Source organism: Haemophilus sputorum HK 2154 (assembly GCF_000287615.1).
In the GTDB taxonomy this organism is placed as follows: Bacteria; Pseudomonadota; Gammaproteobacteria; order Enterobacterales; family Pasteurellaceae; genus Haemophilus_A; species Haemophilus_A sputorum.
In genome coordinates this window covers 18,077-30,698 of record NZ_ALJP01000023.1, presented here as the reverse complement: position 1 = coordinate 30,698, position 12,622 = coordinate 18,077, and the positions used below count along the sequence as shown (strand labels likewise).

Below are 12,622 nucleotides of genomic sequence, written 5' to 3'. Positions count from 1 at the left end.
AAAAGACCGCTTGTACAAGCGGTCTTTTTTCGTGATTAGTTTGCTAATTTTTGGCGGACAATTTCAAACAAGCAAACACCCGTGGCTACTGACACGTTGAGAGAAGAAACCGACCCCGCCATTGGAATGCTAATGAGTTGATCGCAATGTTCACGTGTTAAGCGGCGCATACCATCTCCTTCTGCGCCCATCACTAATGCAATTGCTCCCGTTAATTTAGCTTCATAAATGCTAGCATCAGCTTCGCCTGCGGTGCCTACAATCCAAACATTGTGGTTTTCTTGTAGCTCACGCATGGTGCGAGCAAGGTTTGTCACGCGAATGAGCGGTACAGTTTCTGCTGCGCCACAAGCCACTTTTCGTGCGGCTGAGGTCAGTTGGGCTGATTTGTCTTTTGGCACAATGACGGCATCAACGCCAGCTGCATCTGCTGTTCGCAAACAAGCTCCGAGGTTATGCGGGTCGGTTACACTATCTAAAATGAGTAAAAATGGCGCAGATTTGTTGGCTAAAATCGCATCTAAATCATGTTCGTTGAGCTCTTTTTGTGGCACTATACGCGCAATAATGCCTTGATGCACTTCCCCTTGCGCTTTGTTATCTAAAGTTTGGCGGTTGACTTGTTGAACTGCCACGCCTAAGCGTTTTAATTCGCCTAATAATGGATTAAGACGTTTGTCTTCGCGGCCTTTTAGCACCAATACTTCAATTAAGCGTTCTGGTGCATTATCTAAAAAAGCTTTTATGGCGTGAATGCCGTAGATTTGTTCACTCATAGTGATTCCTTGATATGGATTTCAGGTATGTTAAGAAGGCGTAGGGCGTGTTATACACGCCCTGCTTTCTAGTATGTTTATTTGTTCTTATAACAACATTTTCACGACTTTATCGAGCTTCACGCGGCCAAATTTTTTCAGTAATTTGCGCACCGCTTCTGGGTAGTCTTTGAGCTGTTCTAAGTCGCTATAGTGGGTTAACACTTTGGTATGTTGACGAATATGGCTTAGCTCAGTTTGTGCTTTTTCACTTAATTCTGCTTTAGGATCATGAATCAATACCGCATTTTCCGCATCTAGCGCCCAAGCTCGTGGGTTGAGATTGTTACCGGTGAGTAAGATATAACAGTTATCGATCCAAACTCCTTTTAAATGGTAGCTGTTTTCATCATCTTTCCAAAGGCGAATCGTCAGTTGTTTGTTTTGAATAAAATGGTCAAAACGTCTAGCAAACGCGCGTAAGTTTTTCTCATAGAGATAAGGCAGCGCTGATGCCATCGTGAATTTTTCTTCTGGTTTAGTGTAGAAGTCGTTTGCAGTTTTATCGCCTACGATAATTTCTACTGATTTACCGCCTTCTAACAACCATTTAATACGCTGTTGGAGCGAGCGCGGGAAGTTAAAATAAGGTGTGCAAATCGTAAGTTTGTCTTGCACTTGGTAAAAGAGTGCTTCAATCACTTTGTTTAGTTGATTACGTTTGCGCAAACCGATAATCGGTGAAAGGCTTAAGTTTTCATCTTGTGCTTTGCCGGCAAATTGATATTGCTGCTGGCTTAAATATTTGCGAAACGCTTTAATTTGCGGGCGAAGTTCAAAGGTTTTCGGGCGATTGACATCATCCAATCGACAAACTGCAGGTTGGCTAATAATATGTTTTTCTAGCAATTCAACCATGCTGTCGGTTAAGGTTGCGTTTTCAATCACATGGTAACGGTCGTATCGATAACGCTCAAACTGTTGTAAATAGACGTTATTGATACTTGCACCGCTATAAACTAGCGTGTTGTCAAATATAAAACCTTTGAGATGTAACACACCGAAAACTTCACGTTTGTTAATTGGCACACCCCAAAACTCAATTGCTTGTTCAAGGTGATATTGCGCTTTTTGTTCTGCATACCAATCTGCATTAGAGCTTACTGCTCCTTCACCAATTCGCCCGCGTTGCGCACGGTGCCAATCGACTAGAATTTTAATTTCAAGAGAGGGGTTGGCTTGTTTAGCTTGATAGAGGGCTGCTAAGATTTCTTGCCCTGCTTCATCTTTTTCAAAATATAAAGCGGTCAAATAAATACGGGATTTTGCAGAATGGATAAGCTGTAAAATGCGCGTTTTGAACGCACGGCTATCTGCAAGAAATTCGACTTTTTCCGCTTGTTGCGGAATAAACATCAAATTATTCAGTTGCTTTTTAGCATATTGAGGTTTATTTAAAATCAGCATTTTACGGTTTCCTTGTATCATATAACTCGAACGTTATACAACATCATTTCTTCGTTAATCAATACTGCCAAATCTCCCCTACCCCTCGAGGCTCAAAGAGGGGATTTATCTTTACGAAATAATGAAGATCTTTATTCCTCATCAAAAATTCCCCCTCTTTGAGCTTCGAGGGGTAGGGGAGATTTGGCAGAAGAAAAAACGGAGAAATTAGTTTAATAAAATATGGGAAATGCATCCCCACATTTTATTTGTTTTACGCAAAATGACGAACTTCGCCACTGCCTGCTACGTTTTCAACGCAGCGTCCACACACTGAAGGGTGTTCTGCATTTGCACCGATATCGGTTGCATAGTGCCAGCAACGAGGGCATTTTTCGCCTTCTGCACGTTCAACTTTGACGGCTAAGCCTGCAAGTTCACCTTCTGCAACATCTGCTTCGCTAAGTGGTTTGATGACCGCTTGTGAAGTGATGAGTACGAAGCGTAATTCGTTGCCAAGCTGTGCTAATAGTGGTTGAATTTCTTCATTCGCATACACAGTCACTTTTGCTTCTAAGCCTGAACCAATGACCTTGTCTTTACGTGCTTGCTCTAATACACGGTTAACTTCTGCACGGACAGCAATGAGTTTTTGCCAGTAGTTGTCGTCTAATTTTTCATTTTCACCAAGTGAGAATAAACCTTCATAGAATTCTTCAGTGAAGACAAACTCTGCTCGACCTTCTACTTGTGGTAAGTAACCCCAAACTTCATCTGCCGTGAATGAAAGAATTGGCGCAATCCAACGCACAAGTGCTTCAGCAATGTGCCACAATGCAGTTTGGCAGCTACGGCGAGCAAGGCTATCTGCTTTGGTGGTGTATTGACGGTCTTTAATAATATCTAAGTAGAACGATCCCATTTCGATTGAGCAGAAACGCATTAAACGTTGTACTACGGTATGGAATTGATAGTTATCGTAGGCTTCTTTGATATCATTTTGTGCTTCTAATGCACAGCTTACTGCCCAGCGATCAAGTGCTACCATTTCTTCTGGTTTTACTAAGTCACGTTTAGGATCAAAGCCGTTTAAGTTTGCTAATAAGAAGCGAGCCGTGTTACGAATACGACGGTAAGATTCACCTGCGCTGTTTAAAATATTGTGTGAAACGGTAATTTCACCCGTGTAGTCAGTTGAGGCTACCCATAAACGTAAAATATCTGCACCGTTTTTATTCCAAACTTCGCTTGGTACAATCACATTACCTAATGATTTAGACATTTTTCTGCCTTTTTCATCAACGGTAAAGCCGTGAGTTAATACTTGTTTGTAAGGTGCTTTACCATTCGTTGCGGTTGAAAGCATCAGTGATGACATAAACCAGCCACGATGTTGGTCTGAACCTTCTAAATACATATCTGCGCTATTGCCATTAAACTCTGGACGAGCTTCTACCACAGAAGCGTAAGTTGATCCTGAATCAAACCATACGTCCAAAGTATCAGGCACTTTGCGATAAAGTTTTGCATCTGCTTCGCCGAGTACTTCAACCGGATCTAAATCCCACCAAGCTTGAATACCTTTTTCTTCTACACGTTTGGCAACATTTTCTAAGATTTCTAATGTGCGTGGATGTAATTCTTCGGTATCGTTATGCACAAACATCGTCATTGGCACACCCCAAGTACGTTGGCGTGAGATACACCAGTCTGGGCGATTTGCTACCATGTTTTCAATACGCGCTTCACCCCAGCTTGGAATCCAACGAACAGATTTAATTTCACCTAAGGCTTGTTGGCGTAAACCTTGCGTTTCCATCCCGATAAACCATTGTGGGGTTGCACGGAAAATAATTGGGGTTTTATGACGCCAACAGTGTGGGTAGCTGTGTTTAATGCGTTCTAATTTGAACAATGCGCCTACTTCTTTGAGTTTGTCTAACACTAATTCATTCGATTCAAACACGCCTTTGCCCGCAAAGAATGGTACATCAGATTTGAATTTGCCGTCGTTGCCAACTAAGCCTGCCATTTCGATACCGTTTTTGCGTGAAACGATATAGTCGTCTTGACCGTGGTCTGGTGCGGTGTGAACTAAACCTGTACCGCCGTCAGTGGTAACGTGGTCACCTAAAATAAATGGCACGCTAAAATCATAGAACGGGTGTTGGAAGCGAAGTAAATTCAACTCGCTGCCTTTAGTCTCGCCCAATACTTCAACCTGTTCAATCTCTCCCGCTTTAGCAACAGCCTCAACTAATTCTTTGGCTAAAATCAAGCGTTCTTCGCCCATTTGAACTAATTGATAATCAAAATTTTCGTTTAATGAAATCGCACGGTTAGATGGCAATGTCCAAGGTGTGGTTGTCCAAATTAACGCAGAAATTTGACCACTTCCTTTGCCTTCCGCACCGAATTTTTGCTCTATTTCTTGTGCATTGACCGCTGGGAAACGCACATAAATAGATGGAGAAACTTTATCTTCATATTCCACTTCAGCTTCTGCTAATGAAGAGCCACAATCTAAACACCAATGAACAGGTTTTGAACCTTTATATAAATGACCGTTAGCAATAACTTTACCCAGCGTGCGGATAATATTGGCTTCAGTTTCAAAGTTCATGGTTAAGTATGGATTATCCCAGTTACCTAGAATTCCCATACGGATAAAGTCTGCTTTTTGTCCTTCTACTTGTTCTTTTGCGTATTCGCGGCAAGCTTGGCGGAATTCAGCTGCTGAGATTTTCTCATTTGGTTTGCCCACTAAACCTTCTACTTTTAGCTCAATTGGTAAACCGTGGCAGTCCCAACCCGGAACATAAGGGGTATCGAAACCTAAAGCGGTTTTCGATTTCATAATAATATCTTTTAAAATTTTATTAACGGCGTGACCTAAGTGAATATTACCGTTTGCATACGGAGGACCATCGTGAAGAATAAAAGATTTTTTACCTTTTGAGGCTTCACGCACTTTTTGGTATAGGTTTTTTTCATACCAGTTTTTAAGCATGTCAGGCTCACGTTTTGCGAGATCCCCACGCATTGGGAAACCTGTTTCAGGCAGATTTAAGGTGTTTTTGTAATCAGTCATTTTTTTGTTTCCAGTTAATAAAATGATATTTAAATTTATTTATTCCAATTCTTTTCAAAAATTTTTCCTGTTCGATAATAAACAGAAACATAATCAATATATTCTTTAAAATGGGTATTCACATTCACAATTCGATTTACCGATTGCCAATCTACATCAAATTTATGTTTTGCAGGAAAAATTGTTTTACTTTCTTCAATTTGGTTTGGATTTAATAAAATTACACCAATACCGTGTAGTGAAGATAAAACTCTTAATTCTTCATAACAATTTTTTGCAATACTTGAAGCCACTAAATATCCTTCATTTGCCCAACTAGAATTGCTAACTGTTTGGAAAAAACTTTCACGCAAATTACTGGTATTTAATTCTTTTTTTACTTCAAAAGAAAAGAGTTTCACATTTTGACTTGAACTCTGTTTCATACAATCTTTAACAGAACTATCCCAATCTTGATCAAGTGCTTTCATTGCAACAATATCAGGGTGAAGCCATTTGTTTGCTCCTTTACCATTGATATTGGTAGACGTTTTTTCATCAATTCTTAAACAATATAAATCTAGTTCTTGATGTAAATACTGAATAAATTTTGGATAAAGCTCATATTCTGAATAATTATCTTTTAGTTTCGGTTTTACTAGTGGATTTTCATGTTCTTCTTTTTGATACCAGTAAACGAATTTTTTCAATTCAGGATCTTTTTCATATTTAATAACATTATGAGAGGCTTGCAAATGAGCATAACTACTTTCTGCACAAAGCTGATTTATAAATGTTTTTTCATCTTTATATTTTTTACGTTTCTCTGAAAAATCTTCAGGATATAGAATAAGTAAATTCTCAACAATTTCACGTGTAGTAAATTTTTTACCTTGATGTTCTTCTAAGAATTTTACAATTTTTTCTGTTTTAGATAATTTACTCATATTAATAAATCTAACTTTCATTCACAAAGGAACCAGATTATACCTAGCTTAGGCATTATCAAATGCTTCTAAAAAATTCCACCGCTTGTTGTTTATCTTTTTCAATTTGTTGCTTTAAGGCTTCAATATTGGAGAATTTCACCTCATCTCGGAGCTTTTTCACGAAACTTACTTCAATAGCTTCACCGTAAATAGAACGGTTGAAATCGAAAATATGTACTTCTAGTAGCGGCTTTGTGCCATTAATCGTTGGGCGGTTGCCGATGTTAGCAACCCCATTAAATTTGCCAGATTTGGTTTCCACTTGCACTGCATAAACCCCTTGAATGGGGGTTACCAAGCGGTTAAGCATAATATTCGCAGTTGGAAAACCAATCGTTCTGCCAAGTTTATTGCCATGTGCAACACGTCCTGCAATCGAATAAGGTTTACCAAGCAGTTTTTCTGCTAATGTTAAATTATCGGCTTGTAGCGCTTCACGAATAAGTGAGCTACTAATGCGTTCTGCTTCTAGGCTATGTGTATGGCTTTCTTCTACCGCAAAACGATATTTTAAACCGGCATTGCGTAAGGTTTCATAATTGCCGGCGCGTTTAGCACCAAAGCGGAAATCATCGCCTACGCTTAAATAGCGCACTTTCAGTTGTTTAACCAATAGGTCGGTAATGAATTCTTCCGCGCTGAGCTTGGCAAATTTTTCACAGAAACGGACGCAAAGCACAAAATCCACTCCTGCTTCGCCTAAATATTTGAGTTTATCGCGTAGTCGCATCAATCTTGCTGGTGGTTGATTTTGCGAAAAATCGCCAGATTTTTGTGCAAAAAACTCACGCGGTTGCGGTTCAAAAATCATCACCACGGAAGGCAAATTTAACGCCAAACTTTTATCAATAAGGCGAGCTAAAACATTTTGATGTCCAAGATGGACACCATCAAAATTACCAATTGATAATACGCAACCTTTTTCAAGTTCTGCTCTGTGCGCTAAATTGTGGAATCCTCGAATGAGTTGCATGGCGAGATATTTATCCGTCAAATAATGTAGAAAATGTTGCTGATTATAGCTTAAGCGGTCGAATTTGGCGAGATTTTTGCAAATCTTGCATGAAATCTGACCGCTTGTTTGATTATGTTATATAGATAAAGCATTGAGGAAATTAAACGGAGATAAAAAGTTATTCAAATGCTACATTTTAGGCTATGATAAGCAAAATATTCTAACGGGAGTATCCCTATGGCAGATTTTGCATACCTCCAATTTAAACGTAAACAGTTAAACCTCAAAGTAAACGATGTTTGTGAACAAGCAGGCGTGACACGCGCTTATTTTAATCAATTAGTCAGCGGCAAAATTAAAAATCCAAGTGCCAATAAATTGAAGGCTTTGCACCGTGTGTTGAACATTGTTGAAAACGATCACCAGCGTGTGGGTGTTATTTTTGGGAAGTTCTACCCAGTGCATACTGGCCATATCAATATGATTTACGAAGCGTTCAGTAAAGTTGATTTATTGCATGTGGTGGTTTGTACCGACACTGAGCGTGATTTGAAGCTATTCCAAGAAAGTAAAATGAAGCGTATGCCGACAAATCAAGATAGATTACGTTGGATGCAGCAGATTTTTAAATATCAGCAAAAGCAAATTTTTATTCACCACTTAAATGAAGAGGGCATTCCAAGTTATCCAAACGGTTGGGAAGCTTGGGCTGAGCGCGTTAAAGCGTTGTTTGAACAGAAAAATATTCACCCAACAATGGTATTTAGCAGTGAGGTGCAAGATAAAGCACCTTATGAAAAATATTTAGATTTAGAAGTAGTTTTAGTGGATCCAGCGCGTGAGCGTTTTAATGTTTCTGCAACAAAAATTCGAAATAATCCATTCCAATATTGGCGTTTTATTCCAAAAGAGGTGCGTCCGTTTTTTGTCAAAACCATTGCCATTTTAGGTGGCGAGAGTAGCGGTAAATCGGTGCTGGTGAGCAAATTGGCAAATGTGTTTAATACCACATCTGCTTGGGAATATGGGCGTGAATTTGTGTTTGAACAGCTTGGTGGCGATGAACAGGCAATGCAATATTCTGACTATCCGCAAATGGCATTAGGACATCAACGTTATGTTGATTATGCGATGAAACATGCGCATAAAGTTGCATTTATTGATACCGATTACATTACTACACAAGCTTTTTGTATTCAGTATGAAGGCAAAGCACACCCATTCTTAGATTCAATGATTAGAGAGTATCCGTTTGATGTGACCATTTTGCTATCAAATAATACCAAATGGGTGGATGATGGGCTGCGTAGTTTAGGCTCGCAAAAACAGCGTCAACGTTTTCAAGCTTTATTGAAAAAATTATTAGAAAAACACCATGTGCCTTATATTGAAATTGAATCGCCAAGTTATTTAGATCGTTATAACCAGACGAAAGAAGTGGTAGAAGCGATTTTAAATGATGAACCGATTCCACTTCAGTTTAAGCAATACAATACGGATGGTCAGTCATGATTCTTTTTGCTGGCGACCCACATGGAAGCTATGCGCATCTTTATCCGATTTTAGCATCACAAACGAATGTAGCTTTGGTGATCTTGGGTGATTTACAGCTCACTAGCCCTGCGGAGTTAGACCGATTAGCCAATTATGCTGATGTTTGGTTTATTCATGGCAATCATGATAGCAAAACGGTTGCAGCGTTTGACTCGCTTTGGGGAAGTGATTGGAAGCAACGTAATTTGCATGGCAAGGTACAAGAGATTCAAGGGGTAAGAATAGCAGGCCTTGGCGGTGTATTTCGTGGACATATTTGGATGCCACCGAATCGCCCGATGTTTTTTGATCCGATTCATTATTGCCAATATATGCCTCAAGAGAAAATCTGGCGTGGTGGATTACCGCTTCGACATCGAACCTCAATTTTTCCTTCGGATGTTGAGGCCTTAGAAAATGAGAAAGCAGACATTCTGATTAGCCATGAAGCTCCAAAACCCCATCCACAAGGGTTTGCTGTATTAAATCAACTGGCTAAAAAAATGGGTGCAAGTAAGATTTTCCACGGGCATCACCATGATAATTTTGATTACCAAACGCTTAATCGTAATAAGCATTGCGAAATTTTCAATATTGGTTTTAGAAGTTTAGCAGATATTGAGGGGCAGTATTTAATTAAAGGGGTGGATGATCGCCACCTAAAATAATTGAACCTTTTAGGTTGGTTGCAAGCGGTAGAAAAAAAGCTATTTTTAACAAAAATTTGATAAAGTTCACCAAATTTTAAAATAGCCCTTTTTAGTTAGTAAATCATTAAGGTAGAATAACGCGTTTTTTGTTGCTGAATGTAGGGAATAGAGTATGCACAATCCACAAATTTTAATTGTTGAAGACGAAGCAGTTACACGTAGCACGCTCAAGAACATCTTTGAGGCGGAAGGTTATGATGTATTTGAAGCGAGCGATGGAGCTGCGATGAATGCTATTTTAGCCAAGCAGCAAATTGATTTAGTGATTATGGACATTAACTTACCAGGTAAAAACGGTTTAATGCTAGCACGCGAATTACGTGAAAATACTAAAGTGGCTTTAATGTTTTTAACTGGGCGTGATAACGAAGTTGATAAAATTTTAGGGTTAGAAATTGGGGCAGATGATTACATTACAAAACCATTTAACCCGCGTGAATTAACCATTCGTGCCCGCAATTTATTGCAACGTACCATGCTAGAAGAGCAAGCGCTCAATAAAGAAGGGAATCAAGTTGAGCAATATCGCTTTAATGGTTGGACGTTAGATGTGAATAGCCGTAGTTTAATCAGCCCTGAAGGCGAAGAGAATAAATTACCGCGCAGTGAATTCCGTGCTTTACAACATTTCTGCGAAAATCCGGGTAAAATTCAAACCCGTGAAACGCTTTTATTAAAAATGACAGGCCGTGAACTTCGTTCGCACGATCGTACTGTCGATGTTACCATTCGCCGTATTCGTAAGCATTTTGAGGATCATCCGAGCACACCAGAAATTATTGTGACTATTCATGGCGAAGGTTATCGTTTTTGTGGTGAACTTGAATAAGACTCTTGAGTCTATCTTTATAAGCAGTTTCTGCTTATCATTTTATCTTGTTTTATTTAGTGAGGATAACATATGAAACATATCGCAGCTTTAATCGTCGCGGGTGCATTTTCAGCATCTGCAATGGCAGCGCCTGTAGGTGAGACTTTTACTGGCGTAGGTGTAGGTGTAGATTTAACTAGCGCAAAATACAAAGTTGATGGCATCAAAGGTAAACAATCAACGGGTCCTGCATTAGTTGTAGATTACGGTATGGATTACGGTAATAACCTTGTAGGTGTTGTTCAAGGTAAAGCAAAATTAGGTAGCACCAAAGTATTTAGTGATGTAAAACAAAAAAATAAATACACAGTGGCTTACCAACAAGGCTATCGTGTAGGGGCGGATTTATTGCCTTATGTGAAAGTAGATGCAACCTCAAGCAAAGTTGGCGATGAAACTTTCCGTGGTTACGGCTATGGCGCTGGTGCGAAATATGCGGTTTCAAGCAATGTAGAAGTCGGTGCAGAGTACACTCGTAATAACTTAAAACGTAGTGGCACCAAACTAAGAGGCAATGACTTCACTGCAAACGTAGGTTATCGTTTCTAATCGTGTGAAAGACAACAAGCGGTGGGATTTTGCAGAGGTTTTGCAAAATCCCATTTTTTATAAAAAATCAGCTTTTTGCCTATTAGATCGGCAAATGTTGTAAAAATGCAGAAATTTGTGAGAAAAGCGTTTGACTTCTCGCTGAAATCCAGTATTATGCACACCCACAGACACAGTGTGTGGTGAGATGGCCGAGCAGGCTGAAGGCGCTCCCCTGCTAAGGGAGTATAGGGTTAAAAAGCTCTATCGAGGGTTCGAATCCCTCTCTCACCGCCATTTATTCTATCACGCACCCGTAGCTCAGCTGGATAGAGTACTCGGCTACGAACCGAGCGGTCAGAGGTTCGAATCCTCTCGGGTGCGCCATTCAAGCTTTAAATCTTCTTCTTTAATCTAATTAAATCCTTTATAATCATCTTCATTTTTCATTATTCTTTTTATTTTATGCTGAATTTTGCATACCAAGAACACTATAAATCTTACTATTTTGATACTCGAAATCTTAATCTTCAATTTCCGCGTCTTTCCTCCCCGCAATCTTGTGATGTTTGCATTATTGGTGCTGGCTTTCAAGGGCTTTCCACTGCATTAGAGCTCGCTGAACGAGGCAAAAAAGTGATTGTGTTAGAAGGCGCTCGTGTTGGCTTTGGCGCTTCTGGACGTTCTGGCGGGCAGGCAATCAATGGTTTTGAAGAAGGCATTGATGAATATATTGAACAGGTTGGCTTTGAGAAAGCAAAAAAACTTTGGGAAATGTCACTTGAAGCGATTGATATCATTGACGAGCGTGTAAAAAAATATGGTATTCAATGTGATTGGAAGAAGGGTTATGCAACTTTAGCGCTTAATTCACGTCGAATGGATGACTTAATTGCAATGGAGAAAGCCAGTCGAGAAACTTTTGGCTATCAAAATATGCAGTTATGGGATAAATCTCAGTTGCAGCAACATGTCGGTAGCGATATTTATGTTGGCGGTTTATTTGATAGCAACTCAGGGCATCTTCATCCGTTAAATTATTGCCTTGGGCTTGCCAAAGCATGCGAGCAATTAGGTGTAACCATTTTTGAACATTCACCGGTTACCGATATTCAAATAAATAGCGATACGCAAGCGGTCGTTTTTGCAGAAGGTTTTGCAGTTTCTTGTGAAAACGTGGTATTAGCTACAAATGCTTATATCGATGCCCTTTCAAAACGAATTACTTTTGGTATTGAGAAGAAAATTTTACCAGTAGAAAGTTTTATTATTGCGACTGAACCCCTTTCTCAAGCAATGGCGGATAGCTTAATCAATAATGGCATGTCGGTATGTGATAACAATATTTTCTTAGATTATTACCGCTTGTCCGCAGATAATCGCTTATTATTCGGTTCAGATTCGAGTACGAATGTGGATATGATTGCAAAAATGCGTTCAGAGATGTTAGCCGTATTCCCACAGCTAGAAACCGCAAAAATTGATTATGGTTGGGCTGGGCCGATTGATATGACGCTTAATGCTACTCCACATTTTGGTCGAGTAAAACCAAACGTCTATTTTGCGCAAGGTTTTTCTGGGCATGGTGTTGCTTTAACAGGGCTTGCTGGGCGAATTATTGCTGAGGCGATTGAAGGCAATGATGAGCGTTTGGCTATTTTTGAAGGTTTAAAAGTACCGAGTATTCCTGGCGGTAAGTTAGGTAAAAAATTGGCGCTGAAAATAGGCATGCTTTACTACCGATTCTTAGACAAATATAGATAAG

The 12,622-nt window shown here is 39.6% G+C and carries 10 protein-coding genes and 2 tRNA genes; 7 read left to right on the top strand and 5 right to left on the bottom strand.

The genetic code is table 11. The annotated features are described in order from the left end of the window. Positions 1 to 35 precede the first annotated feature (35 nt). The 5 genes from rlmB to ribF form a co-directional block, all read right to left on the bottom strand. Positions 36 to 776 carry a 23S rRNA (guanosine(2251)-2'-O)-methyltransferase RlmB gene (gene rlmB, locus HMPREF1128_RS09260; protein WP_007526887.1) on the bottom strand — a complete coding sequence of 247 codons (741 nt, stop codon included), beginning with the start codon at positions 774 to 776 and terminating at the stop codon, positions 36 to 38. Between the two features lie 87 nt (positions 777 to 863). After that, positions 864 to 2,222, bottom strand: a complete 1,359-nt coding sequence (gene pssA, locus HMPREF1128_RS09255) for a CDP-diacylglycerol--serine O-phosphatidyltransferase (protein WP_007526860.1) — start codon at positions 2,220 to 2,222, stop codon at positions 864 to 866. 253 nt (positions 2,223 to 2,475) lie between these two features. Beyond that, positions 2,476 to 5,292: an isoleucine--tRNA ligase gene (gene ileS, locus HMPREF1128_RS09250; RefSeq protein ID WP_007526689.1), complete on the bottom strand. Its 2,817-nt coding sequence runs from the start codon at positions 5,290 to 5,292 to the stop codon at positions 2,476 to 2,478. A gap of 35 nt (positions 5,293 to 5,327) precedes the next feature. Then, complete coding sequence (locus tag HMPREF1128_RS09245; protein ID WP_007526889.1) at positions 5,328 to 6,218, bottom strand: hypothetical protein; 891 nt, start codon at positions 6,216 to 6,218, stop codon at positions 5,328 to 5,330. A 58-nt stretch (positions 6,219 to 6,276) separates the two neighbouring features. Continuing rightward, the gene (gene ribF / locus HMPREF1128_RS09240) at positions 6,277 to 7,233 is read right to left on the bottom strand and encodes a bifunctional riboflavin kinase/FAD synthetase (protein WP_007526753.1); all 957 of its coding nucleotides are present in this window, start codon (positions 7,231 to 7,233) and stop codon (positions 6,277 to 6,279) included. A 219-nt stretch (positions 7,234 to 7,452) separates the two neighbouring features. Between ribF and nadR the strand changes: the two genes are divergently transcribed. The 7 genes from nadR (at position 7,453) to HMPREF1128_RS09205 (ending at position 12,621) form a co-directional block, all read left to right on the top strand. Continuing rightward, positions 7,453 to 8,727 carry a multifunctional transcriptional regulator/nicotinamide-nucleotide adenylyltransferase/ribosylnicotinamide kinase NadR gene (nadR, locus tag HMPREF1128_RS09235; RefSeq protein ID WP_007526869.1) on the top strand — a complete coding sequence of 425 codons (1,275 nt, stop codon included), beginning with the start codon at positions 7,453 to 7,455 and terminating at the stop codon, positions 8,725 to 8,727. Beyond that, entirely contained in the window at positions 8,724 to 9,416 is a 693-nt protein-coding gene (locus HMPREF1128_RS09230; protein WP_007526697.1) for a metallophosphoesterase family protein, read from the top strand. The genes nadR and HMPREF1128_RS09230 overlap by 4 nt, the downstream gene beginning before the upstream one ends. A 154-nt stretch (positions 9,417 to 9,570) precedes the next feature. Then, positions 9,571 to 10,287: a two-component system response regulator ArcA gene (arcA, locus tag HMPREF1128_RS09225; RefSeq protein ID WP_007526899.1), complete on the top strand. Its 717-nt coding sequence runs from the start codon at positions 9,571 to 9,573 to the stop codon at positions 10,285 to 10,287. A gap of 72 nt (positions 10,288 to 10,359) precedes the next feature. Further along, positions 10,360 to 10,878 (top strand): porin family protein, encoded by a 519-nt coding sequence (locus HMPREF1128_RS09220; protein ID WP_007526706.1) that lies wholly within the window; start codon positions 10,360 to 10,362, stop codon positions 10,876 to 10,878. Between the two features lie 181 nt (positions 10,879 to 11,059). After that, a tRNA-Ser gene (locus HMPREF1128_RS09215) sits at positions 11,060 to 11,154 on the top strand. A gap of 13 nt (positions 11,155 to 11,167) precedes the next feature. Next, a tRNA-Arg gene (locus HMPREF1128_RS09210) sits at positions 11,168 to 11,244 on the top strand. A 78-nt stretch (positions 11,245 to 11,322) separates the two neighbouring features. Further along, positions 11,323 to 12,621, top strand: a complete 1,299-nt coding sequence (locus HMPREF1128_RS09205; RefSeq protein WP_007526909.1) for an NAD(P)/FAD-dependent oxidoreductase — start codon at positions 11,323 to 11,325, stop codon at positions 12,619 to 12,621. The last annotated feature ends 1 nt before the right edge of the window (position 12,622 follow it).

Bases quoted from the DNA above. Each gene is read 5' to 3' on its own strand.
- arcA (WP_007526899.1), top strand. From the start codon at position 9,571: ATGCACAATCCACAAATTTTAATTGTTGAAGACGAAGCAGTTACACGT.
- pssA (WP_007526860.1), bottom strand. From the start codon at position 2,222: ATGCTGATTTTAAATAAACCTCAATATGCTAAAAAGCAACTGAATAAT.
- ribF (WP_007526753.1), bottom strand. From the start codon at position 7,233: ATGCAACTCATTCGAGGATTCCACAATTTAGCGCACAGAGCAGAACTT.
- HMPREF1128_RS09205 (WP_007526909.1), top strand. From the start codon at position 11,323: ATGCTGAATTTTGCATACCAAGAACACTATAAATCTTACTATTTTGAT.
- rlmB (WP_007526887.1), bottom strand. From the start codon at position 776: ATGAGTGAACAAATCTACGGCATTCACGCCATAAAAGCTTTTTTAGAT.
- nadR (WP_007526869.1), top strand. From the start codon at position 7,453: ATGGCAGATTTTGCATACCTCCAATTTAAACGTAAACAGTTAAACCTC.
- HMPREF1128_RS09230 (WP_007526697.1), top strand. From the start codon at position 8,724: ATGATTCTTTTTGCTGGCGACCCACATGGAAGCTATGCGCATCTTTAT.
- HMPREF1128_RS09220 (WP_007526706.1), top strand. From the start codon at position 10,360: ATGAAACATATCGCAGCTTTAATCGTCGCGGGTGCATTTTCAGCATCT.
- HMPREF1128_RS09245 (WP_007526889.1), bottom strand. From the start codon at position 6,218: ATGAGTAAATTATCTAAAACAGAAAAAATTGTAAAATTCTTAGAAGAA.
- ileS (WP_007526689.1), bottom strand. From the start codon at position 5,292: ATGACTGATTACAAAAACACCTTAAATCTGCCTGAAACAGGTTTCCCA.